General features: G+C 71.5%; 22 protein-coding genes. 5 read left to right on the plus strand and 17 right to left on the minus strand.

Annotated features, from left to right (window positions below; genetic code table 11):
• Positions 1–2: 2 nt before the first annotated feature.
• The 3 genes from BN159_RS44755 to BN159_RS06875 form a co-directional block, all read right to left on the minus strand.
• Positions 3–845: an ABC transporter permease gene (locus tag BN159_RS44755; protein ID WP_015656200.1), complete on the minus strand. Its 843-nt coding sequence runs from the start codon at positions 843–845 to the stop codon at positions 3–5.
• Positions 846–1000: 155 nt separating this feature from the next.
• A complete protein-coding gene (locus tag BN159_RS06870) occupies positions 1001–1435 on the minus strand; it encodes a hypothetical protein (RefSeq protein WP_015656201.1) in 435 nt (144 codons plus the stop codon).
• 154 nt (positions 1436–1589) lie between these two features.
• Entirely contained in the window at positions 1590–4331 is a 2742-nt protein-coding gene (locus BN159_RS06875) for a heavy metal translocating P-type ATPase (RefSeq protein WP_015656202.1), read from the minus strand.
• A 200-nt stretch (positions 4332–4531) separates the two neighbouring features.
• On the opposite strand from BN159_RS06875, the gene BN159_RS06880 reads away from it, so the two are divergent.
• The 3 genes from BN159_RS06880 (at position 4532) to BN159_RS06890 (ending at position 7107) form a co-directional block, all read left to right on the plus strand.
• Positions 4532–4813, plus strand: a complete 282-nt coding sequence (locus BN159_RS06880; protein WP_041818902.1) for an SHOCT domain-containing protein — start codon at positions 4532–4534, stop codon at positions 4811–4813.
• A 192-nt stretch (positions 4814–5005) separates the two neighbouring features.
• On the plus strand, positions 5006–5440 hold the full coding sequence (locus tag BN159_RS06885) for a DUF6153 family protein (protein WP_015656204.1): 435 nt from the start codon (positions 5006–5008) through the stop codon (positions 5438–5440).
• 71 nt (positions 5441–5511) lie between these two features.
• The gene (locus BN159_RS06890; protein WP_015656205.1) at positions 5512–7107 is read left to right on the plus strand and encodes a multicopper oxidase family protein; all 1596 of its coding nucleotides are present in this window, start codon (positions 5512–5514) and stop codon (positions 7105–7107) included.
• A gap of 53 nt (positions 7108–7160) precedes the next feature.
• Here the strand turns inward: BN159_RS06890 and BN159_RS06895 are convergent, their stop codons facing one another.
• The 3 genes from BN159_RS06895 to BN159_RS06905 all read right to left on the minus strand — a co-directional run bounded on the left by BN159_RS06895 (position 7161) and on the right by BN159_RS06905 (position 9636).
• Positions 7161–7631 (minus strand): GNAT family N-acetyltransferase, encoded by a 471-nt coding sequence (locus tag BN159_RS06895; RefSeq protein ID WP_015656206.1) that lies wholly within the window; start codon positions 7629–7631, stop codon positions 7161–7163.
• A gap of 2 nt (positions 7632–7633) precedes the next feature.
• Positions 7634–8161, minus strand: coding sequence for a hypothetical protein (locus tag BN159_RS06900; protein ID WP_015656207.1), 528 nt, complete (start codon positions 8159–8161; stop codon positions 7634–7636).
• Positions 8162–8238: 77 nt separating this feature from the next.
• A complete protein-coding gene (locus tag BN159_RS06905) occupies positions 8239–9636 on the minus strand; it encodes an MFS transporter (protein ID WP_015656208.1) in 1398 nt (465 codons plus the stop codon).
• Between the two features lie 105 nt (positions 9637–9741).
• On the opposite strand from BN159_RS06905, the gene BN159_RS06910 reads away from it, so the two are divergent.
• Positions 9742–10356, plus strand: coding sequence for a TetR/AcrR family transcriptional regulator (locus tag BN159_RS06910; protein WP_015656209.1), 615 nt, complete (start codon positions 9742–9744; stop codon positions 10354–10356).
• A gap of 573 nt (positions 10357–10929) precedes the next feature.
• On the opposite strand, the gene BN159_RS06915 is transcribed toward BN159_RS06910, so the two are convergent.
• Genes BN159_RS06915 through BN159_RS06925 form a run of 3 tightly spaced genes read right to left on the minus strand, consistent with a single transcriptional unit; the run spans position 10930 to position 15130 of the window.
• Positions 10930–11793, minus strand: a complete 864-nt coding sequence (locus BN159_RS06915; RefSeq protein WP_015656210.1) for an Fpg/Nei family DNA glycosylase — start codon at positions 11791–11793, stop codon at positions 10930–10932.
• Between the two features lie 22 nt (positions 11794–11815).
• Positions 11816–13903, minus strand: a complete 2088-nt coding sequence (locus tag BN159_RS06920; RefSeq protein ID WP_015656211.1) for a SpoIIE family protein phosphatase — start codon at positions 13901–13903, stop codon at positions 11816–11818.
• A 60-nt stretch (positions 13904–13963) separates the two neighbouring features.
• Entirely contained in the window at positions 13964–15130 is a 1167-nt protein-coding gene (locus BN159_RS06925; protein WP_231905587.1) for a DUF6777 domain-containing protein, read from the minus strand.
• Positions 15131–15219: 89 nt separating this feature from the next.
• Between BN159_RS06925 and BN159_RS06930 the strand changes: the two genes are divergently transcribed.
• Entirely contained in the window at positions 15220–16641 is a 1422-nt protein-coding gene (locus BN159_RS06930) for a lipase maturation factor family protein (protein WP_015656213.1), read from the plus strand.
• Here the strand turns inward: BN159_RS06930 and BN159_RS44760 are convergent.
• The 8 genes from BN159_RS44760 to BN159_RS06970 form a co-directional block, all read right to left on the minus strand.
• Positions 16632–17549: a terpene synthase family protein gene (locus tag BN159_RS44760; protein ID WP_015656214.1), complete on the minus strand. Its 918-nt coding sequence runs from the start codon at positions 17547–17549 to the stop codon at positions 16632–16634. The two genes, BN159_RS06930 and BN159_RS44760, sit on opposite strands and share 10 nt — an antisense overlap.
• Positions 17546–18850, minus strand: a complete 1305-nt coding sequence (locus BN159_RS06940; protein WP_015656215.1) for an NAD(P)/FAD-dependent oxidoreductase — start codon at positions 18848–18850, stop codon at positions 17546–17548. The genes BN159_RS44760 and BN159_RS06940 overlap by 4 nt, the downstream gene beginning before the upstream one ends.
• A complete protein-coding gene (locus tag BN159_RS06945; RefSeq protein WP_231905588.1) occupies positions 18843–20105 on the minus strand; it encodes a cytochrome P450 in 1263 nt (420 codons plus the stop codon). Before BN159_RS06945 ends, BN159_RS06940 begins: the two co-directional genes overlap by 8 nt.
• Before the next feature lie 194 nt (positions 20106–20299).
• On the minus strand, positions 20300–21133 hold the full coding sequence (locus tag BN159_RS06950; protein ID WP_015656217.1) for an amidohydrolase family protein: 834 nt from the start codon (positions 21131–21133) through the stop codon (positions 20300–20302).
• Complete coding sequence (locus BN159_RS06955; RefSeq protein WP_015656218.1) at positions 21130–21444, minus strand: L-rhamnose mutarotase; 315 nt, start codon at positions 21442–21444, stop codon at positions 21130–21132. Before BN159_RS06955 ends, BN159_RS06950 begins: the two co-directional genes overlap by 4 nt.
• Positions 21441–22367 (minus strand): aldo/keto reductase, encoded by a 927-nt coding sequence (locus tag BN159_RS06960; RefSeq protein WP_015656219.1) that lies wholly within the window; start codon positions 22365–22367, stop codon positions 21441–21443. The genes BN159_RS06955 and BN159_RS06960 overlap by 4 nt, the downstream gene beginning before the upstream one ends.
• Complete coding sequence (locus tag BN159_RS06965) at positions 22364–23119, minus strand: SDR family NAD(P)-dependent oxidoreductase (protein ID WP_015656220.1); 756 nt, start codon at positions 23117–23119, stop codon at positions 22364–22366. Before BN159_RS06965 ends, BN159_RS06960 begins: the two co-directional genes overlap by 4 nt.
• Entirely contained in the window at positions 23116–24465 is a 1350-nt protein-coding gene (locus BN159_RS06970) for an L-fuconate dehydratase (protein ID WP_015656221.1), read from the minus strand. The genes BN159_RS06965 and BN159_RS06970 overlap by 4 nt, the downstream gene beginning before the upstream one ends.
• Positions 24466–24469: the final 4 nt, after the last annotated feature.

The raw sequence follows: 24469 nt of genomic DNA on the forward strand, positions 1-24469 counted from the left end.
CTTCAGTGGCTGTGTCCGTCGTCGGCGTGCCCGGCATCCGCGGTTTCGGCGGGGGCCGTGGTCCGCTCGGGCTCCTCGGGGACGGTCGTCCCACGGTCCGGGGAGTGGTCGTGGCCGGGCTCCTCCTCGTCCGGCGCCTCCGTCTCCCCGCTGGTCTCCTCGCCGTGACTGTGTCCGCCGCCTCCCGACTCCGCCGCCATCCCGTCGGCGATGCCACGCAGGCCGACGAACGCCACCGCCGCGGTCACCAGGACCAGCGCTCCCGTCGGCCCGGCGATGCCGCGCCAGCGGGCTGGCTCGTACCGAAGGACGTAGGCGACGAAGGACAGGGTGAGCCCGAAGGGAATCAACATCGCGGCACGTTCGGGAAAGTCCTCGAAGTGCTGGAGTCCGCCGCTGAGCATGCCGATGCCGAACGACAGGGCGAGCGAGGCGACCACGACGCCCAGCACCTTGGTCGCACCGGGCCGCTGCCTGGTGAGCACGAACTCGTTGAGGACGGTGGCGAAGAGGAAGACCGCCGCGCCGACGACGGCGATGAGGGTGTAGCGCGCGGGGTCCAGGGGGTGGTGCACGATGGCGCCGCTGATCAGTCCGGCGCCCACGAATGTGGCAGCGTAGCCGAGGTAGTTGCCGAGCAGGGGTGTGCGCTTCGGGGCACGGCGACGGCCCCGCCGCCGCTCCGCGCGACCCGGGGGCGGTGACAGTGCCGGCTCGGCCTGGGCTGCGGAGGATCGCGTGGGCTCCAGATGCCGGTGAGTCTCTGGGCGGTGCGGCGCGTATGCCGGGGCCTCCCGGCGCGGCGGGGGTACGGAAGTGCGGTCGGTGAGGTGCTGCTGGGACACGGAGGACGCCTTTCAGCGCAGGCCGGCATGCGAGTACGACAAGCCGGCCCGTCGGAGCGTGGACGGTGAACGGGGGGGAAGGGCGACCGGGCCATGCAGGGACCGGTACGCCGGCGCGCGGCACCCGCGGGTGCACGCGTCAGATCACCGTCGGCCTAGATCCGCAACACAGACAGCCGGGACAGTCCGGGACTCACGCCGGGGTCCTGAGGCAGGCCGGCCCGGATCGTGCCAAGACCCTCTGCGCAGTTCCCCGTTGCCGTGCTGTACGGCCCGAGCAGCCATGACCCGCTCGGCATCAGTGCGAAGCAGTCGGAGGCGTCTGTCCCCTCGGCATGCACGCGGCGCTGCACATCGCCGTGGTCGACCACCTCGACAGCCGTGGCGGCGGAGTGCGGTTCCTCCTGGGCACTGGCCCCCTGGGCCGGGGCCGCTTCCCCCTGGTGGCCATGCTGGACAGCACTGGACGCCGTTACACCGCCGTGCGCCCCGGCGTGGCTCAGAGTGTGGAGAACGCCGACTCCGAGGAACAGCAGCGCGAGCAGGACAAGACGCAGCGCGATGCCGCCTGCCTTCGTCCCGCCGCTCAAGCGCCCTGCTCCTCGGTCCGGCGCCTGTGCAGGCGCTGTGGTTGCCCTTGGTCGCAACAGACTACTCATGACACGCGACCCAAGGCGCCTGGGCCTGTCCATGGCACACCGGGACGCGGTCGACAGAACACGGAGGGAATCCGTCCGGTGCGGGTCAACCCCCTTGAGAGCGGCGGTCATCCCGACCCCCGTGCCCGGCCGGTGCCGCACCGTAGGAGGCGGGGTCGGCGTCGTAGGCGGCGGCACACCGCGCCGAGCAGAAGTGGAGCGTGCCGTCCGGGGTGTCACGGTGCTCCGGAGCGCTCGCGCGGTCGATCCGCATCCCGCACACCGGGTCGGTCACGGTGCCCTCGTGCGCGGTGCGATCCGCCGCGAACTCGACCGTCGGCCGTACGACGCCAACCTCGGCCTCCGGCAGGGGCGCCGGGTGCCAACGCCGTAGCCGCGAGGCGTTGGTGACCACCGACAGGGAGGACAGGGCCATGGCCGCGGCGGCAATGATCGGGCTGAGCCGGAGGCCCCACAGCGGGTAGAGGGCTCCGGCGGCGACAGGGATGCCGACGGCGTTGTAGACCAGGGCGAAGAACAGGTTCTGCTTGATGTTGCGCATGGTGGCGCGCGACAGCCGGATGGCGGTGACGACGCCCGTCCGCGAGCCGGAGATGAGCGTGATGTCGGAGGCCTCGATGGCCACGTCGGTGCCGGTGCCGATGGCCAGACCGACGTCGGCCTGGGCGAGCGCGGGAGCGTCGTTGATGCCGTCGCCGACCATGCCGACGGTGCGGCCCTCGCCCTGGAGGCGGCGGATCTCGTCGGCCTTGTGCTCGGGCAGGACCTCGGCCAGCACCCGCCGTACGCCGACCTGCCCGGCGATCGCGGCGGCGGTGCGCGCGTTGTCGCCGGTGAGGATGACGGTCTCGATGCCGAGGTGGTGCAGGGCGGCGATGGCCTGTGCGGAGTCGTCCTTGACGGTGTCGGCGACCGCCAGGACGCCCGCCGGGCGTCCGTCGACGGCAGCCAGGATGGGCGTCCTGCCCTGTGCGGAGAACTCCGCGGCCTCCTCGGTCTGCCCCGAGGTGTCTGTACCGACGTCCGCGAGCAGCCGAGCCGTGCCGACGAGCACGGCCCGGCCGTCCACGGTGGCCTGCACCCCCTTGCCGGTGACGGAGTCGAAGGCCGATGCGGAAGGGACGGCCAGACCACGGGCCCGGGCGCCTTCGTTGATCGCGCCGGCGAGCGGGTGCTCGCTGTCGGCCTCGGCGGCGGCCACGAGCCGCAGCAGCTCGTGCTCGGTGAAGCCGTCCGCGGGCCGGATGTCGGTCAGGACCGGCCTGCCCTCGGTGACGGTGCCCGTCTTGTCCAGCACGACCGTGTCCAGCTTGTGCGCGGTCTCCAGGGCCTCGGCGGACCGGATGAGGACGCCGGCCTGGGCGCCCTTGCCGGTACCGACCATCACGGACAGCGGCGTTGCCAGTCCCAGCGCGCACGGGCAGGCGATGATCAGCACGGCCACGGCGGAGACCAGCGCCAGCGTCAGCGCGGGGGACGGGCCGACCGTGTACCAGAGGGCGAAGGTCGCGATGGCGACGGTGATGACGACGGGCACGAAGTACCCGGAGATCGCGTCGGCCAGCCGCTGGATCGGCGCTTTGGACGCCTGCGCCTGCTGCACCAGCCGGATGATCTGGGCGAGCATCGTGTCCGCGCCGACCTTGGCCGCTCGCACCCGCAGGGAGCCGGTGGTGTTCACGGTGGCGCCGATGACGGTGTCCCCGGCGCGCTTGGTGGCGGGCATCGGTTCGCCGGTGACCATCGACTCGTCGACCGCAGAGGCCCCGGAGAGAACCTCGGCGTCGACAGGGATCTTCTCGCCGGGCCGGATGACGATCTCGTCACCCACCACGACCTCGTCGACCGGGACTTCGGTCTCCGTCCCGGCCCGTACGACCCGGGCGGTACGGGCCTGTAGCCCCAGCAGCGCCCGGATCGCCTCACCGGTACCGGCCTTGGCGCGGGCCTCCAGCAGCCGACCGAGCAGGATCAGGGTGAGGATGACGCCGACGGCCTCGAAGTAGACCTCGCGGACATCCTCCGGCAGCAGCGAGGGGGCGAGCGTCACCAGCAGGCTGTAGCCGTAGGCCGCCGAAGTGCCCAGTGTGATCAGGGAGTTCATGTCGGCGCCGCGGTGGCGCAGGGTGAGCCAGCCGATGCGGTGGATCGGCCATCCCGTGTAGAACATCACGGGGGTGATCAGGGCCAGCTGGAGCCAGTGGTTCAGCGTCCAGCCCGGCACCCAGTCGGCGCCGAACAGCTCGTGCGCCATGACCACGAACAGCACGGGCAGCGTCAGCACAGCGCCCAGGGCGACCCGGTGGCCCAGGTCCGTGATCTCCGCACGGCGCTCGGCAACCTCCGCCGCCTCGGCGTCGGCGGCAGAGGCGTGGCCGTCCCGGACTCCGCGGCCCTCCCCTTGGTCGACGACCGCGGGCCGCTCGCCGCCCGGTCCGTCCTCGGAGTCCTCACCCGGGTCGACGACGAGCGTCCCGTGGATCATGTTCATCCCGCACGCGAACCCGTACGACCCCGCCCGCTCCGGACGCAGCCGCACGGTGGTGCGCTGGTGCGCCGGCAGTCCGGCGCTGACACGCAGGTCGGGGAAGACGACCCGGTTGGTGCACTCGCCCGTTTCCTGCCGGTCGAAGACGATCTCCACCGGCACACCCTGTCGCACTCGGATCACATCGGGGCTGTATCCGCCGCGCACCGTGACCTCGACCCGCTGCACCCCGTCCTCGATCCGGGCGGTGCGGGCGCGACGCGGACCGAAGAAGAACCAGCCCAGCGCGACGACGAGTACGGCGGCCAGGGTCACCACGACGATGTCGGCGGTCTCCATGACAGGCCTTCTCTCTGTCCGGCTGCTTCCCAGAGTCCAGCCGGGTACCCCTACGGGGTAAGGGCCCAACGGCCCAGGCATCGTGGCCTCATCGGCCCACGACTCGCTACGGCGCGGGGGGCGACGGTGAAGTCGAGGCATCGGGACGACGCGGCGCCGGACCGCGTCTCCCACAGCTCGCGAGGAAGCGGGTGACTGCGATGTTCTGGTACGACCACGATCCCAGCGGATGGGGCTGGTTCGCCATGTCGGCCGGCATGGTCCTCTTCTGGGCGTTGATCATCACCTTTGGCGTCCTGCTCTTCCGAGCCCTGCCCCGGACCGGCGACACCACGACGACGGCCGGCACACCGCCGCCCCGCCCCGAGGAGCTGCTCGCCGAACGCTTCGCCCGCGGCGAGATCGACGAGGACGAATTCCATCGCCGCCTGACCGTCCTGCGCGGCCGTTCCGGCGACGGCCCTCGGCTCAGCGAGGGCTGACCACAAACCCGGCGGACTCACTGTCGAGGAGGCCCGCGATGAACACCAACCCACGCAGCTACGGCCTGTACGCCATCGCGGCTGCCATCGCCGTGGTCGGCAGTCACGGCACCGCTCGGAGGTGAACGACGTTCGGCCATATACCCATGTGGGGTATAGTGACGACCCTCGCTCGCGACGTTACGGACGCTCATGATGACGGCACGGGAGTTCACCCGGCCGCGCACCGGCGGTACCGCCCGCTGGACGCGCGGCATGCTCGTCACGCTCTGCGCCGTGTTCGCCGTACTGCTGCACCATGAGCTGCCCGGTGCCACGGCCCAGTCGGCGTCGGCGACCGCGATGCACGCTCTGCCCGGCTCTCCTTCGACGTCCGGCCCCCACCGGCACGCAGACCCATCGGACCCGGGCACCACAGCACTGGGCGCCGGTGGCGCCGCGTGCCCGTCCATGGCCATGCATCTCTGCTCCGCGGCCGGCGTCAGCTTCGTACATCTCCCAGCGCTCGCGCCCTCGCCGATCTCGGTTCTGCCGGCGCACCACCCGACAGTTCCGGGCGCGGTCGCCGCACGGTCCACGGATCGGGCGCCGCCCGACCTGTCCGTCCTCTCCCAGCTGCGCATCTAGGCCGTGCCCACGGCACCCGTGTGCCGTTTCCGCCGCAGCCCACACGCAGTTCGACTCTGAGGACGCACATCGTGAACAGCATCAACCGCCGCTCCCTCCTGCTCGCCGGACTCGGCGCCGCAAGTGCCGGCACGCTCGCCGCCTGTACCAACTCCCCCTCCACACCGGCCCTGGTCAGCCCGTCCGGCCCCGCGGTCGTCGCCGCCGAGAAGAAGCGAACCGGCACCGGCAGGCAGCACAAGGTCACGCTCACCGCCGCGCCCGCCACCGTCGGCCTCGGCGGTGGCATCAAGGCCAGGACCTGGGCCTTCGACGGGCGCACCCCCGGCAAGGAGATCCGGCTGACCGCCGGAGACACCCTCGCCGCCGAACTCGCCAACCAGCTGCCGGGCAGGACCACCACATCGATCCACTGGCACGGCATCGCCCTGCGCAACGACATGGACGGCGTGCCACCGGCCACCCAGTCCGCCGTGCGCGCCGGAAGCACCTTCACTTACCGGTTCGTCACCGACGCCCCCGGCACCTACTTCTTCCACCCCCACGTCGGGGTCCAGCTCGACCGCGCCCTGTACGCCCCGCTGATCGTCGAGGACCCGCGCGAGCCACTGTCCTACGACGACGAGTGGGTGGTCGTCCTCGACGACTGGGTCGACGGCGTCACCGGCACCCCGGACGAGGTCTTCGCCGAACTCAAGCAGGGCATGGGGGGCATGGACATGGGCGGCGACTCCGGGTCCGGCATGGAGGGCCACGACATGCATGGCATGGGAGACATGAGCGACGCCGCGTCTTCCTCCGCCTCGGCCTCGCCGGACGGGATGTCGTCGAGGTTCATGCTCATGGGCGCCGAGAGCGACCTGCTCGGCGGCGACGCCGGAGACGTGAAGTACCCGTACCACCTGGTCAACGGGCGCGTACCGACCGACCCGGCCGTCTACACCGGCAAGCCGGGCCGACGTGTCCGCCTGCGCATCATCAACGCCGGCGGCGACACCGCCTACCGCGTCGCCCTCGGCGGCCACCAGCTGACCATCACCCACACCGACGGCTTCCCCGTCGTACACCAGCAGGCCGACGCCCTGCTGATCGGCATGGGCGAGCGGTACGACGTGCTGGTCACCCTCGGCGACGGCGTCTTCCCGCTGGTCGCGCTCGCCGAGGGCAAGAACGCGAGCGGCATGGCACTGGTGCGTACGAGCTCGGGCAGCGCACCGTCGGCCACGGTACGGCCGAAGGAACTCGACGGAACGGTGATGACCGCCTCCCGGCTCCGCGCCGCCGACGACGCACGGCTGAAGTCCGCGAAGACCGACGTCACGCACCAAGTGAGGCTCACCGGCGGCATGATGCGCTACGACTGGGCCATCAACGGCAAGGCGTTCGACATGGCGGACCTCGACGCCAGTCCTCTCCTCGTCGAGGAAGGCCAGCGGGTCCGGCTGGACTTCGTCAACGACACCACCATGTGGCATCCCATGCACCTGCACGGCCACACCTACCAACTCGGCGACACCGGGCCGCGCAAGGACACCGCGATCGTGCTGCCCAAGAAGAAGCTGTCGGTGTTCTTCGACGCCGACAACCCCGGCCAGTGGATGCTGCACTGCCACAACGCCTACCACGGCGAGGCTGGGATGATGGCGCTCGTCGCCTACCGGGCCTGACGATCCGTGCCCGGGGCGGGAGTCACCGGTCCCCGTTGTTCGCCCGGCAAGGTTCAACGCCTCGAAGAGCAGCGCGGTGGCCGTCCGCCCCCACGGGGTCTGCCGATGACGCGGTACATGCCGATCGAGTCGTGGGTGGCGGTGTCGGCGAAGCCGAACTTCTCGTAGAGGAAGCGGGCCGGGCCGTCGGCGATCAGGGAGACGTAGGCGGTGGCGGGCGCCCGGCGTTCCAGTTCCTCGGTGAGCGCGGCCATGATGCGCTTGCCGAGGCCGCGGCCCTGGTGGGCAGGGTGGACGCACATGTCGACGATCTGGAAGGCGGTGCCACCGTCCCCGATGATCCGTCCCATGCCGATGGGCTCCCCCTCGTGGTGGAGAACCACGCCGTGCCACGTGTTGGGCAGGGCGAGCGCGACTGCTTCGGGGTCCTTGTCGGAGAGGCCGGCGTCGGTGCGCAGGCGGCGGAAGACCTCGACGGAGGGCACACCGACGCTCAACTCGTACGGGTCGTTCACGCTGTCCACTGTCAGTGGCCGGTTTCGGCGTGGTCGCCGTGGTCGCTGAGCTGGGCTTCGAACCAGTCGTGCAGGGCGTCGGCCAGGGCGGGCTCGTCGGTGGTGTACGTCAGGGTGGCTCCGTCGGACCGCTCTCCGTAGCGGACTTCGATGCGCTCGTAGCCCTCCTCCAGAGCCGCCAGTCCCGGCATGCTGTCGCCGTGGATCTGGGCGGGGTCGCCGAAGTCGCCCTCCCCGAACGCCTTGGCCTCCTGCTTCAGGTGGGTGCGGATGAGGGCGATCTGCTTCTCGTCGTCGGGCTGGTCGGCGACGACGTCCTGGACGCCGCCCGTGTCGGTAGGGGTGAAGTGGTGGGTGGTCTCTTCGAGGTCGAAGGGCATCACGGACCGGCCGCGTTCGGCGACCGCTTCCTGCCGATTGGTCCGCCCGTCACTGCCGTCCTGCTGGGAGCCGTCGATCCAGAAGGCTGCGGCCAGGGCCGCGGCGATGCAGGCCGTGCTGATACCAGCCGTCAGCAGCCGACGTTTTCCGATGTTCATCGTGTGCCTTCCGTGAGCATGTCGAGGACGGGCGGCGCCCGCTTCGTAGTGAGTGGGATCCGGCGTGTGGCCTGGGCTTACTGCTGCTTGGCGGGGATCAGCCACCAGACGATGACGGCGGAGACGGCGGCCAGGCCGGTGGCGACGAGGAATGCCTCGTCGAAGCCGGAGGCGCTCTGGACGCCGGTGCGAGCGGCGATGCTCGTGGCGGCGGCACTGGAGACGGCCGCCGCGCCGGCGGAGGCGCCGAACTCGTGGAAGGTGCTCACGATGCCCGACGCGACCCCGGCCTCGTGGGGGGCGACGCCGACGAGCGCGGTGGCGGACGCGACCACGAACAGGCCGCCCAGTCCCGCCGCGGCCACGCTCACCCCGGTGACCATCGCGGCCGTACCCGACCACAGCACCGGTACGAGGAACCCGGCGGCCGCCACAGCCAGAGAGAGCACCGCCGGCAGCCGTGCCCCGAGAACGCCGATCACCCGGCCGGCGGCTGCCGCGGCAGCCATGGTCAGCAGCGCCACCGGCAGGAACAGCACACCGGTCATCAGCGCCCCGTGGCCCCGGAGGTTCTGCAAGTAGAAGGAGCCGAGGAAGAAAGCCCCCACCATCAGCGCCGTCGTGACGGCGATGACGAAGGTGCCCGCCACCACCGGCCGCCGAGCGAGCAGCCGCAGGTCCATCAGCGGGGCCGCCGCCCGGCGCTGCCAGAAGGCGAAAGCCGCGTAGCCGACCGCCGCAGCCGTCGCCAGGGACACGGTGACCAGGTCGAGCCAGCCGTGGTCACCGGCACGGATCAGGGCGTAGATGAGGGCGCCGGTCGCGGCGGCGACCAGGACGGCGCCGGGTATGTCCAGGGAGCCGGTGGCCGCGCGGGGCAGGCTCGGCAGGATCCGGGCGAGCGAGACGAGGACGATCAGACCGACGGGGACGTTGACGAAGAAGACCCAGGCCCAGCCCGGCCCGGCCGTGATCAGCCCGCCCAGCAGCACGCCGAGGGCGGCGCCCCCGCCGCCGAGCGCCGACCAGATGCCCAGTGCCCGGTTGCGCTCGTCGCCCTCGAACAGCCGCACCACCACCGACAGCGCGGCGGGCGAGAGCAGCGCTGCGCCCGCGCCCTGGGCGATGCGGGACCCGAGCAGCAGCGGGGCGCCGGTGGCGAACCCGGCGGCCAAGGACGCAACGGTGAACACGGCGAGCCCGGCCAGGACGACGCGCTTAGGCCCGAACAGGTCCGCGGCCCGGCCGCCCAGCAGCATCAGGCTTCCGAACGTAAGTGCGTAGCCGCTGACCACCCAGGTCAGCGCCGCTCGGTCCAGGTCCAGTTCGGCGCCCATGTCCGGCAGGGCGATCGCGACCACGGTGACGTCGAGGATCAGCATCAACTGGGCCAGCCCCAACAGCCCCAGGGCCGTCCAGCGCAGCTGATGCGGTGCATCCGGCGCCCGGGTGGTCGTGGATTCCGTGTCGCTCATGACGCTCACCCCTCATCACTAAGTCGTACAGGCGTGTTCACGTTATACGCCCCGGGGGTATAAGACAAACAGGTGTGTACGACTTAGCGGGGTAGGGTGGGGCGCATGGCGAGCAAGAACACCACGGCCACCAAGCGCGCCGACGCGCTGCGCAGCATCGAGGCGATCGTGCAGGCCGCCACCGAATGCCTCGGACGCAACCCGGAAGCGAGCCTGAGTGAGATCGCGCGAGCCGCGGGCGTGGGCCGGGTGACGCTGTATGGCCACTTCGCCTCACGGGCGGAGGTTGTCGACGCCGCTATGAGCCGCGCCATCGACCGGGGCAACGAGGTCCTGGACACGGTGGATATGACCGGTGACCCGCGGCTCGCCCTGGCCCGGTACATCGAGACCGGCTGGCGCCTGGTCGACGAAGCGCGGGCGCTGCTCGCCGCCGCCCAACGGGAGCTGTCCGCCGGGCGCATCCTCGAACTGCATGCCGGGCCCGCCGCCCGGGTCGAGGCGCTGGTCGCCCGCGGCCGTGCCGAGGGGATCTTCCGTACGGACCTGCCGGTCGCCTGGCTGGTCAACGTGCTGCACGCGGTCATGCACAGCGCCGCAGAGGAGATCCGCGCCGGCCGCCTCACCTCCGAGCGGGCCGCCGACCACATCACCGCCACGGTGCTCGCCGCCTTCACACCGCCGGGCAAAGCAGTACCCGAAACCGGCGGCGGAGTGTAACGGCGACAGCATTGACGTCTTCCACCGCGATCAGGCGGTGGTGAGCGGCGTCACCCGCCCAACGGACACAGACCGGACCTTGTGCAGCGACAGGTGTACGGCTGGACCGCTGGTTCAGAGGAGGTCGCTGTACAGCTTCGTGGTCAACTACCCGCCGCAGCCGCCCAACAGCAGCCGGCTCGCCCGCGCCGACACCAGAACCGCCAACTCGCCAGCCTTGCTGAGGCAACTCGCGCGACTCGGCGATCCTCTGCGCGTGTTTCTGGCACCGGCAAACAGTGGCAGGTGCGGTATCGGGATCGCGACGGGAAGCAGCGCCGGGAGCACTTTGACCGGAAGATCGACGCGCAGAGGCGTGCGGCGACGATACAGACGGACAGGGATCGGAATCGCTACATCGACCCGAGAGCCGGCCGGGAGACGCTGAAGCCGGTTGCCGGGGAGTGAAGTTGCCGAGCCACCATGCACGATCGCCGACACCTCCACGCGTCGATGCTCATCCACAAGGACGCTGTCACCCAGGGTCTGACCCTCACGGGAAGCGCCCTGGATGTGCCCTCGGCGCCGAAACAGCTACTTGAGCAGGCGGGAAAGTCGCCTGTCAGCAAGGATGTGACCCCCGGTCTGGCAGGTGGGGCAGTACTGGAGGGAGGAGTCGCTGAAGGAGACCTCGCGGATGGTGTCGCCGCAGACCGGGCAGGGTTCGCCGGTGCGGCCGTGGACGCGCAGACCGCTCTTCTTCTCCGACTTGAGGCGGCCCGCCGCGACGCCCCGGGAGCGGTTCACCGCTTCGGTGAGGGTGGTGCGCAGGGCCTCGTAGAGGGTGCTCGTCTCCTCCGGGGTCAGCTTGGCCGCCAGTTTGAACGGGGACATCTTCGCCGCGTGCAGGATCTCGTCGCTGTACGCGTTGCCGACGCCGGCAATCAGGGACTGGTCGCGCAAGGCGCCCTTGATCTGGCGGCGCTCGTCCTTGAGGAGGGCGGCGAGGCGGGGCTCGTCGAAGTCATCCGCCAGCGGGTCGGGGCCCAGGCGGGCGATGCCGGGGACCTGTTGGGGGTCCTGGACCACGTAGACCGCCAGGCGCTTCTGGGTGCCCGCCTCGGTCAGGTCGAAGCCCTCGCCGGTCTCCAGGGCGACTCTCAGGGCGAGCGGGCCCTTTCCGGGTTTGGGCGGGCCGTCGGGGAGGCGGTCCTTCCAGTGCAGCCATCCGGCGCGGGCGAGGTGGGTGATCAGGTGGGGGCCGCCCGCCGTCTGAAGGTCCAGGAACTTGCCGTGCCGGTGCACCGCGGTGACCTCGTGGCCCTCGATCGCGGTGAGGGGTGGGTCGTACGTCTTGAGGACGCTGATCGCCATCGGCAGCACCCGGACGATCTCATGGCCGACCAGGTGCTCGGTGAGGAAGTCCTTGAGCGCTTCGACCTCGGGGAGTTCCGGCATGGGTCCAGGGTGCCACTTGGGCTCAGTTCCGTCCCGGGACCATGAACTCGCACCAGACGCACTTTCCGGTGCCGCGGGCCTCCACGCCCCACACGTCGGTGAGGAGTTCGACCAGGAGCAGGCCGCGGCCGGAGACGCCCTCGTCGCCTGCCTCGCGGCGGCGGGGCAGGGCGCTGGAGGAGTCCTCGACCTCCACCCTCAGGCGTACGTCGGCGCCGGTCAGGACCCGCAGGGTGACGACCGCGGAGCCCTCGGTGTGCATCAGGGCGTTGGTGATCAGCTCGTCGGCGACCAGCTCGATCTCGTCGGCCCGCTCGCTGGAACCCCAGGCGCGTACGGCGGCGCGGATCATGTGCCGGGCCTGGGTGAGGGCCTCCGGGTCGCCCGGCGCCACGTGCTGCTGGAGCCGGCCGCCGGTCTGCGGGCTGGCCACGCCCCGGCGCCGCAGCAGAAGCAGCGCCACATCGTCGTCGCCGCCGCGCTCCTCGGCCACGTCGATCAGCCGGTCGGCGAGCTTGCGCACATCGTCGGAGCCGTCGGCGACCAGGGCGGTCAGCGCGTGCATGCCCTCGTCGAGGTCGACGCCTGGCAGCTCCACCAGGCCGTCGGTGCACAGCAGCAGCGTGTGGCCGGGGTCCAGCTCCAGCGTCCGCACCGGGTACTCGAGACGCCCGAACTCGGCGGACAGACCGAGCGGCAGCCCGCCCTCCACGGCCACCCGGCGGCAGGTGCCGTCGGGGTCCCGGACCAAGGGGTCGATGTGCCCGGCGCGCACCACCTGCACCACACCGGTGGACAGGTCGGCCTCCGCGTACAGGCAGGTCGCGAACCGGTCGGTGTCCAGCTCGTGGAGGAAGACGGAGGCGCGCGCCATCACCGTCGCGGGCATGTGCCCCTCGGCCGCGTAGGCGCGCAGCACGATCCGCAGCTGGCCCATGACGGCGGCGGCGTGCGTGTCATGGCCCTGGACGTCGCCGATGACCGCGCCGACCCGGCCGCCCGGCAGCGGGATCAGGTCGTACCAGTCGCCTCCGATGTCCCGGCCGAGGGTGCCGGCGGCGGTGCCCGCCCGGTAGCGGACGGCGACGTCGGCGCCGGGGACGCTGGGGATGGTGCGCGGCAGCATGGCCTGCTGGAGCCCGGTGGCCAGGTCCTTCTCCTGCTCGTAGAACATCGCCCGCTGAAGGCTCTGCGCGATGCTGCTGCCGAGGGCGACGAGGACATTGCGCTCCTCGGGCGAGAAGCCGTGCCGGTCGCTGTAGAGCAGGCCCATCGCGCCGATCGGCCGGGCCTGGGCGATCAGCGGGAGGTAGGCGGCCGAGGTGATGTCCAGGTCGGTGATGTGCGGCCACAGGATGGGGTAGCCGTCCGCGAACTCCTCCGGTGACTCGATGAACCGCGGGGCCAGGGTCCGTACCACCTCGCTCATCGGATACGGCTCGTCGATGCCGGTGACCCGGGTGCCGGGGACGAAGCTTCCGGCGGGGCCCTCGGCGATCAGCCGGATACGGCCCGCCTCGACCAGTCCCATGACCAGGCTGGTGGCGCCCAGATGGGTGAGGCCGTGGGTGTCCTTGAGTACGTCGATGACGTCCTGGACCGTGCGGGCGTGCGCGAGGGCGGCGGTCGTCAGGTCGACAACGTTGGTCTGCTGACGGCGCGCCTCGTCCAATTGGGCCCGGTCGCGGCGCTCCGCGCTCTCGCTCAGCTCCTGGGTGGCGTCCCGGACGATGCCGATGATGCGGCGCGGGCGGCCCGTCGCGTCGCGCCGGATGTAGCCCTGGGTGTGGGTCCAGCGAAGGGAGCCGTCGCGGCGGCGCATGCGGAAGTAGGCGCCGTAGTTCTCGCTGCCGTCCTTCATCGCCTGGGCGACCATCGCGTCCAGGCGGTGTCCCTCCGTCCTGGGGACCCGGACGGCGAGGCTCTCGGGACGGCCGTCGAATTCCTCGGGGCGCAGGTCGAAGACCTCGAAGGCCTGGGCGTCCATGTGGAACAGGCCGTTGTCCAGGTCCCAGTCGAAGCTGCCCATGCGGTTGAGCGCCAGGATCGGGTCCGGGTGGGCGGGCCAGTCGTCCGGGAGTGACAGGGCGCTCGCTCCCCGATCAACCATGGGCCCACCTTGCCAGGATTTGTCCGATTCTTCGACCGGTCGTCCGGTGAAGACGTCCACTCATCCGGTGAAGACGTCCGTCGGGCTGCCGAAGATGCTTCCGGAGGCGGACGGGTCCTCCGTGGCGTCGGGGATCAGCCCGCCCCCGTCGGGCAGGTCGGGGGTCTCCGGCACCGACTCGGGGCCGATCTCGTCCGGGGAGTCGAGGAAGGTCTCGGTCTCGTCGGGGACGGTGGTGTCGAGGTCGGGCACGGTCGGCCAGGCCTCGGTGCCGGTGTCCTCCGGGGTGAGCGTGGGCATGAGCGGGGTGTCCGTGAAGCCGGTGCGCTCGCCGGAGGGGTCGGTGCTCTCGTCGAAGGGCTCGGTGCTCTCGTTGCTCGGGGACAGACTGTCGCCCGGGACCGGAGTCGGCCTCAGCGGTTCCGGGCGCGGGACGGGCCGGTCGTGGTGAACGTCGTGCCAGATCCGCCGTTCGATCCAGGTGTTGTTGACGACGTTGATGATCGTGATGTTGGTGACGACTCGGGGCGCCGGAGTCACCACGACGACCCGCTCGGGCCGGTAGCCGGACCACGCGCCGCCCTTGGCACCCGGGCTCCCCCGCAGCGCCTGCGGCGCCCCCAGCGGGTTGCCGCAGGCGCACCGCACCCGGGGCAGACCCCGGTTGTCGACGAGGACGGCGGTGCCCGCCTGAAGGACGGACTGGTACGCGGACGCCCCGCCCTCGCGGTAACCGTGATTGGTGACCCGGGTGTCGGCACGCAGTACGACCGGGGCGAGGCCGCGCAGATAGTCCGGGATCCCGGCCTGAGCGATGCTCGCGGCTCCGGCGAAGGCGCGTGCCCTGCCCGCGTCGGCGGCGAGGTGGCCGATCTGGCGGCTCACGTCGCAGCTGCCGACGCGTTCCTGGCCGCCGTAGAGCCCTGGGGTGGACCCGGAGTAGGAGCGGACGCCGCCCGAGGCCGGCTGCGGCGTTCGGGTGACCGGCGGTGGGGTAGCCGTCGAGGTGGCGGTGGAGTCCGTGAAGGGGTCCGGTCCCGCGGCAGCGACGGGCTGGAGGAACAGTTCCCCGCTCGCCGCCGAGCCCTTGTCGTCGTCTCCGGCGCAGCCGGTGACCAGGAGCGCCGCGGTGAGCGCGCAGGCCGTGACCGGGATTCCGCTGGGGGTTCGCACCTCGTCCTCCCGCCTCTCTTCGGGCAGTTCGTCGCCATTGTCTGCTTCACCCACTTGGGTTACGCAACCGGAGGGATCATGTACACAGAGTGACCGGACGGCGGAGGCTGTCGGCGGGACAATGGACGCGAGGAGCGCAGACCGTGGAGTGGTTCACCGCATCCGAGTACTGGCTGAGCCGGCTGGTCTTCCAGCGGGCCCTGGCCGCGCTGTATCTGGTCGCGTTCCTGACGGCGGCGCTCCAGTTCCGCGCGCTGATCGGTGAGCGGGGCCTGCTGCCCGTCCCGCGGTATCTGGCCCGGCTGCCGTTCAAGGTGGCGCCGAGCCTGTTCCACCTGCACTACTCGGACCGGTTCTTCGCGGTGTGCGCCTGGTCGGGCTGCGCGGTGTCGGCGGCGCTGCTCGCGGGTGTGGACGCGCTGCTTCCGCTGTGGGGCGCCATGCTGCTGTGGCTGGTGCCGTGGGCGCTGTACCTGTCGATCGTGAACGTCGGCCAGACCTGGTACTCCTTCGGCTGGGAGTCCCTGCTGCTGGAAGTGGGCTTCCTGGCCGTCCTGCTCGGCAACGACGAGGTGGCCCCGCCGATCGTGGTGCTGTTCCTGCTGCGCTGGATCCTGTTCCGCGTCGAGTTCGGGGCGGGGCTGATCAAAATGCGCGGCGACGACTGCTGGCGGAAGCTGACCTGTCTCTACCACCACCACGAGACGCAGCCGATGCCGGGCCCGCTGAGCTGGTTCTTCCACCATCTCCCCCGGCCCCTGCACCGCGCGGAGGCCGCCGCCAACCACGTCACCCAACTCGTCGTGCCGTTCCTGCTGTTCACCCCGCAGCCGATCGCCACGGCCGCCGCTTCCCTGATGATCCTCACCCAGCTGTGGCTGGTGCTGTCGGGCAACTTCTCCTGGCTGAACTGGATCACCATCGCGCTGGCCCTGTCGGCGCTCCGGCTCCCGGACACCGCGCCCTCGGTGCCGGACGCGCCCGTGTGGTACTCGGCCGTCGTGCTGGCGGTCTCCGCGGTGCTGCTCGCCCTCAGCTACCGCCCGGTGCGCAACATGATCTCCCGGCGCCAGGTGATGAACCGCTCCTTCGACCCGCTCCATCTGGTCAACACATACGGCGCGTTCGGCAGCGTCAGCCGGGTCCGCTACGAGGTGGTGATCGAGGGCACCGCCGACGACGTACCGCGTGCGGACTCCGACTGGCGGGAGTACGAGTTCAAGGGCAAGCCCGGCGATCCCCGGCGCTGGCCGCGGCAGTTCGCGCCGTACCACCTCCGGCTGGACTGGCTGATGTGGTTCGCGGCGCTGTCGCCGGCGTACGCGGGTTCCTGGTTCGGCACGCTGGTGGAGCGGCTGCTGGAGAACGACCGGGCCACGCTGAGGCTGTTGCGCAGGTCCCCGTTCCCGCCCGACGCGCCGCCCCGCTATGTCCGCGCCCGTCTCTTCCGCTACCGCTACACGACCTGGCGGGAGTTGCGGGAGACGGGCGCCTGCTGGGAGCGGACGTATGTGCGGGAGTTCCTGCCGCCGACCCGGCTGGCGGCGGAGCGCGCCTATCCGTAACGCCGTGCCCGGGTCGACCAGTCCAGGTTTCCGCGCATCCATGCCCTCAACCCCGTGATCAGGGAGAGCAGCGCGGCGCGTTCCCTGTCGGAGACCGGGGTCCGGCTCGCGCACAGTTCCTTCTCCGCCGCCAGGAACTCCTGAATGTCCCGGGTCACGCGGGCGTAGACGTGTCGGACCGCGTCCTGGAGGGTCGTCGCGTGCTCCCGCTGGACGACGAGGACGCCGTTGTTGGTCTCCCCGATGGCGAGTTCCTTCTTCAGGGAGACCGCGTCGTTGACCCAGACGACGACGTCGGCGGCCCGGTCGAACATCACCCGCAGTGGCTCGGAGCCGTGCAGGGCGGGCGGGACTTCCAGGCCGGTGGAGTACTCCAGCAGGTCGAGGCAGGGAGTGATGCCGCCCGAGGCCCGGCGCAGCGGGATGTAGTCGCGCAGTGCGGGCACCTGCCCGGCACGGCGGTTGGCGCCCTCCTGGCGGAAGGCCGCGAGGAACTCCCCGACGTGGGCGAGGAACCGGGTCCGCCAGCGCGGACTCTGCACCGGGGCGACGAGCCGCCAGATGTGGCCGAGCGCCCGTGCCATGCGGCCGAGTTCCTCGCGGTCCTGGCGTGTGCGGTCGTGATGGTCGTCGACGACGAACAGCCAGGCGAGCCAGGCCGCGAGCGGTGCCGCCCGGTCGGGGCGCAGTCCCGGGTAGGCGCGCGAAAGCAGGTCGCCCACACAGGCGTGGCGCAGCCGCTCGCGCGCCCCGGGAGCGGTCAACAGGTCCTTCCCGGCGGCCCATTCGACCGCCAGGTTGTCGAGCAGGCGTCGGTCGGCGGCGGGACGGGACGGAAGGGCGTAGAGGAGGTGGTCCGGTTCGGGGCAGGTGTCGAGCAGGTCGAGGTCGTCGAGGCGGCCGGTCATGACCGGCCGCCCATCGAGCGGAGGCGTGCGGACGGGGTGAGGAGGGTGAGCGGTGCGGCCACCATGTGCTGGACGCGCAGGAACCTCCGGTACAGCTCCGGGTCCGAGGGGATCCGGCGCAGCACGCGGTCCAGGTAGCGGCGGGCGAGGGCGGCGGTGACGGGGACACGGTCGGTGCGCCAGCCCTGGTCGAGGCTGGTGGACAGGTACCAGGGCACCAGCAGGGCACGGGCGGCGCAGCGCTGGAAGACCGCGCAGCCGCGGTCCGGGCCGTGGTCGTCCAGAGTGCGGCCCAGCAGCCGCGCCTGTACGGCCGCGACGGTCATCCCGTGCCCGTACAGGGGGTTGAGTCCGCACAGCGCGTCGCCGAGGACGACGACACCGCCGGGCCAGGGGCGCACGCGGTCGTAGCGGTACCACTCTCCCCCGAGACCGCCGTAGCGATGTACCGCGCCGAGCGGCTCGCAGTCCCGGACCGCGGTGCGGATGTACGGGTTCGCCAGGGAGGCCGCATAGTCGGCGAAGCCCTCCGGGTCCTTGGGTGCCCGCTCGCCGTCGGCCCCGAACAGGCAGACCAGCCACCGGTCGTCCTCGATCGCGACGACCACACCGCCGCGCCGCGTACCGGGCGCGAGGGTGGCCTGGATGGACGTCCGCAGGTCCGGACGGTCCACGGGGTCCCGGCGGTAGGGGCGGGAGGCGTACGAGAGCCTGCCGTCGACGGCGAGGACGGCCGGCCGGGGCACGCCGATCTCGGTCAGCCAGGTGAGCGCTCGGCCGTGCCGCCCGGCCGCGATGACCACAAGGTCGGCGGTGTGCACACCGTGCCCGTCGGTGCGCACTCCGGTGACGCGTCCGCTCCGGCCGTCGCGGACCAGCCCGTCCACCCGCGTCCGGTCGAGCACGGTCACCGTCTCCAGCGCCAGCACCCGGCGCCGCAGCGCGGCCTCCAGGAGGGGACGGCTGTACGTCTGGGTCGCCAGGTCGGTCGGGACGCTCGGCGACCATCCCGTGGGGTACAGCATCGGCAGGCACCCGAAGTCGATGTGCGGCGCGCCCTCCTTGTCCAACTCGTCACGGAGCCCGGGGAAGAGCTCTTCCAGAGTTCGTGCGCCCCGGGCCAGCATGCCGTGCGGGTGATGGCTCTGCGGGGTGCCCCGGCGGTGGGCCGGGGCCGGGCGAGCGGTGATGTCGTCCTGTTCGACGACGGTCACCTGGTCGAAGCGGTCGGCGAGGACGCGTGCGGTGACCAGTCCGGCGTATCCCCCGCCGACGACCAGCGCGCGGCTCGGGTCAGCCATGGTGTCCCACCCGTCGTATCAGGCGCATGGTGAGCTTCCGAGGCCGGTAGAACGCGGCCAGCGGCACCGGTCGGGTGTCCGCGCCCGGCTCGCACTGTACGTCCCAGCCGCCGAGGATCGCCGCCAGCGCCAGGACGCATTCGCCGACGCCGTAGTCGTCGCCCACGCATTTGCGCGGTCCCGTGCCGAAGCCCGCGAAGGCTCCGCGGGGCAGGCCGGAGATGCGTTCCGGGAGCCAGCGCTCGGGGGCGAACGCGGCGGCGTCCTCGAAGAGTTCCGTGTTGCGGTGCACCGGCACCGGCGTGATCACGACGGTGCTGCCCTCCTTCAGCAGCGTGCCCGCGAGTTCCACGTCGCGGGTCGTCACCCGGGTGAACAGCCAGCCGGCCGGATAGAGCCGCACGGTCTCGTTGACCACGCGGTGGAGGCCGGGCAGCTGTGGGATGTCCGCCCAGCGGGCCGGGCGGCCCGCCAGCACGGTGTCGATCTCGTTCTGAAGGGCCCGCGCCGCCTCCGGGTGCTCGGACAGCAGATACAGGGCCCAGGTCAGGGTGGAGGCGACGGTCTCGCTGCCGGCGGCGAGCACCGTGACGACCTGGTCGTGGATCTCCTGGTCGTCGGGTTCGGAGGCCATCAGGGCCGCCAGTACGTTCCCTTCGTCACCCTCGGTGGCGCGCGAGTCCGCGACGACCCGGTGCACGGTGTCCCGGAGATGCCCGAGGGCCCGCCGGTGCCGTCGGTTGGCCGGCAGCGGCAGTTCGAGGACCGCGCGGGGCAGGAACATCTGCCGGAAGAACCCGCTGAACGCGATGTCGAAGGAGTGCCGGATGCCCTCCACGACCTCCTCGTCCACCTTCGCCGCGAACAGCGTCCGGGTCACCGTGCGCAGCGAGAGGCCGTACAGCACGCTGTAGGCGTCGATCACCTGCTCGTCGCCCCAGTGCTCGGTGAGAGCGGCGATCTCCTCCTCCACCACGGGCCCGTAGCGCTCCAACTGCTGGTGATGGAAGGCGGGTTGCATCATCCGCCGCTGACGGCGGTGGTCCTTGTGGGCGCAGGTCGCCACACCGTTGCCCGCCATCGCGCGGGCCCGGTCGTAGTACTTGCCGCCCTTGTCGAAGGTGCGGTCGTCGATCAGTGTCTGCCGCAGCAGCTCCGGGTGGCAGGGCACGTACCCCGGGGTGACGCCGAGCCGGATCTCGACGAGATCACCGTAGTCCGGCAGGGAGGTCAGGAAGTCGACGGGGCTTCGCATCAGGGGCCAGATGTGTCCCAGGCCGGGAATCGCTCCGGGTGCTGTGCCTGTGGTGAAGGACATAGTTCACTCAAGCCCGGCCGTGGGGCCCGAGTCACCACCGGCGTGAGGGCGTGCGGAGTGACCCGGTGCACGCGGCGCCGAGCGACGCGCCGCGCCCTTCGCGCCGTACGACACGGAAGGGACAGCGGAGTTCACACGCCGTAGACGCGGGACGCGGTGCGTGAGAAGACGGCCTCCTTCTCCGTCTCGTCGAGCCGGGCCGTCAACTCGCGCGATATCTCCATGACTTGGCGATAAGGGGCGACCTGGGTGCACACCGGCCAGTCCGAGCCGTGCATCAGCCGGTCCGGGCCGAAGGCGTCGAGGGCCGTGTCGGCGTACGGGCGCAGTCCCGCGACGCTCCAGGAGGCGGGGTCGGCCTCGGTGAGCAGGCCGGAGAGCTTGGCGACGGTGTTGGGCAGCGCGGCCAGGGCGCGCAGGTCGCTCACCCAGGGGTCGAGGGCGCCGGAGGCGACCGGGGGTTTGCCCAAGTGGTCCAGGACGAAGGTGAGTCCGGGCAGGGCGGCGGCGGCCTTGGCGCAGGCGGGGAGCTGGTCGGGCAGGACCACCAGGTCGTACACCAGTCCCGCGTCGGCCACGGCCGCCAGTCCTCGCTGGACGTCCGGCCGCAGCAGCCATTGCGGGTCCGGCTCGCCCTGGACCTGGTGGCGGATGCCCTTCAGGCGGTGCCCGCCGGGGAGTTCGCGCAGCCGGGCGAGTTCCTCGGCCACGCCCGGTGCGGTCAGGTCGGTCCAGCCGACCACCCCGGCGATGAGATCGTGGGCGGCGGCCAGGGCCAGGAACTCCGGCGTCTCCTCGGGCACGGTGACGGTCTGGACGAGGATCGCCCGGTCGACGCCGGACGCGCGGGCCGCCTGCTCCAGGTCGGCGACCGTGAAGTCCCGGCGGATCGGGCTGCCTTGGGCGATCCAGTCCTGGTCCCGCACGGACAGGTCCCACACGTGCACATGTGCGTCCACCGTCATGGCAGCTCCCAGACGAGGGGCAGCCCGGCGTCCGCACCGGCGCCGGAGTAGTCGTGTACGACGTCCAGCGACTCGGCCATGCGTGCCTGCCAGGCCACGTTGACGGGGAGTTGCTCCAGTTCGGCGAGGAGACGGGCGTAGTCCTCGCACTCCAGGACGTGGAACAGGTCGGTGCCGCTGCGCCAGATCGTCCAGGAACTGGCGCCTGCGGCTCGGATGGCGGCCGTCAGCTCGGCCGGGACCTCACGATGGGCCGCCTCGTACTCGGCGACGCGGTCGGCGCGGACCTTGGTGTGCAGGGCGACTCTCATGACGGCTCCTCGGGAAGATCGCGCAGTTCCTGCCAGAAGGACTCGGGTACCGGTGTCGCGAACTGCTCGGCACAGTCGTGCACTTCCTCGGCGGAACGCGCGCCCACCAGGACACTGGTGACCGCCGGATGGGCCGCGCAGAAGGCCAGGGCGGCGGCGCGCAGGGGGATGCCGTGACGTTCGGCGGTCTCCTTCAGACGCAGGGCGCGCTCGATCAACACGTCGGATGCCTGGGTGTAGTTGTACGTCGCTCCGGGTGTCGGATCCGCCAGGAGCCCGGAGTTGAAGGGCCCGCCGATCACCACGTCCACGCCCCGTTCCTGGGCGGTGGGCAGCAGTTCACTCAGCGCGCTGCGGTCGAGCAGGGTGTAACGGCCCGCGCAGAGCACCACGTCGACGTCGGTGTCGCGGACGAAGCGAGTCAGCATCTCCGCCTGGTTCATCCCGGCGCCTATCGCGCCGACCACGCCCTCGGAGCGCAGTCGCTCCAGCGCCGGATAGCCCTCGCGGAAGGCCTCCTCGGCGTGGTCGTCCGGGTCGTGGAGGTAGACGATGTCCACCCGGTCGAGGCCGAGTCGTTCCAGACTGGCGTCCAGGGTGCGCCGTATGCCGTCGGCGGTGAAGTCCCAGACGCGGTGGTGGGTGGCGGGTACGGCGAAGCCGTGCGCCAGGTCGTCGCCGCCGCGGTCGGACGGCTCCAGGCGGCGGCCCACCTTCGTCGAGATCCGGTACTCCTCGCGGGGCCGTTCGCGCAGGGCCGCGCCCAGGCGGCGCTCGGAGAGGCCGAGGCCGTAGTGCGGGGCGGTGTCGAAGTAGCGGATGCCGCGCTCCCAGGCGGCGTCGACCGCCGCGTGCGCCTGCTCCTCGGTGACCTCGGTGTAGAGGTTGCCGAGGGCGGCGGCGCCGAGGCCGAGCCCGTTCACTGGTTCACCGGCCGGAGGCGCAGGCCCTGCACGCCGCCGTCGACCGCGAGGGCGGTGCCGGTGGTGGCACCGGACAATGGGCTCGCCAAGTACGCGATGGCGCCCGCGACTTCGGCGGCTGAGACCAGTCGGCCGGTGGGCTGGCGGGCCTCCAGGGCGGCGCGTTCGGCGGCCGGGTCGGGGGCCTTGGAGAGCAGGCGGCCGATCCACGGGGTGTCCGCCGTACCGGGGTTGACGCAGTTCACGCGGATGCTCTCGCGGACGTGGTCGGCGGCCATGGCGAGGGTGAGCGAGTACACGGCGCCCTTGGTCGCGCTGTACAGGGCGCGCTGCGGCAGCCCGGCGGTGGCGGCGATGGAGCAGGTGTTGACGATCGCCGCGTGCCGCGACCGGCGCAGGTGGTGGAGGGCGGCGCGGGTCGTGCGGACCATGCCGACGACGTTGACGTCGAGGACGCGGTGCCATTCGGCGTCGTCGTTGTCCTCGACGGTGCCCAGGGCGCCGATGCCCGCGTTGTTGATCAGCACGTCAAGGCCGTCGAGGTCGGCGACGGCGGCGGCGACGGCCTCCCGGACGGAGGTGTCGTCGCTGACGTCGGCCCGGTACGCGAGGAGCGGCTTGTCGACGGAGGCGGGGTCGAGGTCGAGGACGGCGACCTGGGCGCCGCGCGCGGCGAGGAGTTCTGCCGTGGCCCGGCCGATGCCGGAGGCGCCTCCTGTCACCAGGGCTTTGAGTCCCTCGAAGTCGCTCATGCCGCGTGCCCCTTCTTCTCGTCCGGGTCGGCCAGGTCGGCGGCCCAGAAGGCGCCGTCCGGGAAGGTGTACCGCGCGATCGACTCGGGGCGCATGGCCGCCGAGAATCCCGGCGCGGTGGGTGCCGTGTAGTGACCCTCGCGGATCACCACCGGGTCGAGGAAGTGGTCGTGCAGATGATCGACGTACTCGATGACCCGGTTCTCGGTGGTGCCGGTGACCGCGACGTAGTCGAACATCGACAGGTGCTGAACGAGTTCACACAGGCCGACCCCGCCGGCGTGCGGGCAGACCGGGACGCCGAACTTGGCCGCGAGCAGCAGGATGGCGAGGTTCTCGTTGACGCCGCCGACGCGGGCCGCGTCGATCTGGACGATGTCGAGGGCGCACGCCTGGAGCAGTTGCTTGAACACGACCCGGTTGTGGACGTGTTCACCGGTGGCGACCTTGACGGGGGCGACGGCCTTGCGGACGGCCGCGTGGCCGAGGACGTCGTCGGGGCTGGTGGGCTCCTCGATCCAGTACGGGTCGAACTCGGCGAGCGCGTTGGTCCAGCGGATCGCCTCGGGGACGTCCCAGCGCTGGTTGGCGTCGATGGCGAGGCGGACGTCCGGGCCGACGACCGAGCGGGCGACCCGGCAGCGCCGGATGTCGTCGTCGAGGTCGGCGCCGACCTTGAGCTTGATCTGCCGGAAGCCGTCCGCGACGGCCTGGGCGGCGAGCCGGGTGAGCTTGTCGTCGTCATAGCCGAGCCAGCCGGCGGAGGTGGTGTAGGCGGGGTAGCCCTTGGCTCGCAGGGCTGTGGAGCGTTCGGCGGCGCCCTCGCGTCCCCGGTGAAGGATCTCCAAGGCCTCCTCGGGCGTCAGCGCGTCGGTCAGATACCGGAAGTCGATCTGGCTGACGATCCACTCCGGTTCGGCGTCGGCGAGGAGTTGCCAGAGCGGCTTCCCGGCGCGCTTGGCGGCCAGGTCCCAGACGGCGTTGACGACCGCGCCGATCGCCATGTGCATCACGCCCTTCTCGGGGCCCAGCCAACGCAGTTGGCTGTCGCCGATCAGGGCGCGGTTCAACGTCCCCGGATCGGCGCACAGTTCATCGACGTCCCGTCCGACGACATGCCCGCGCAGTGCTGCGATCGCGGCGACCTGGACCTCGTTGCCCCGTCCGATGGTGAAGGTGAAGCCGTGCCCCTCGGGTCCGTCGGGCGCGTCGGTGCGCAGCACCACATAGGCGGCCGAGTAGTCGGGGTCCGGGTTCATCGCGTCGGAGCCGTCGAGCTCGCGCGAGGTGGGGAAGCGGATGTCGTAGGTGTCTACCGCCGTGATGCGGGCAGGGGTTGGGGACACGGAG

Source organism: Streptomyces davaonensis JCM 4913 (genome assembly GCF_000349325.1).
Lineage (GTDB): Bacteria > Actinomycetota > Actinomycetes > Streptomycetales > Streptomycetaceae > Streptomyces > Streptomyces davaonensis.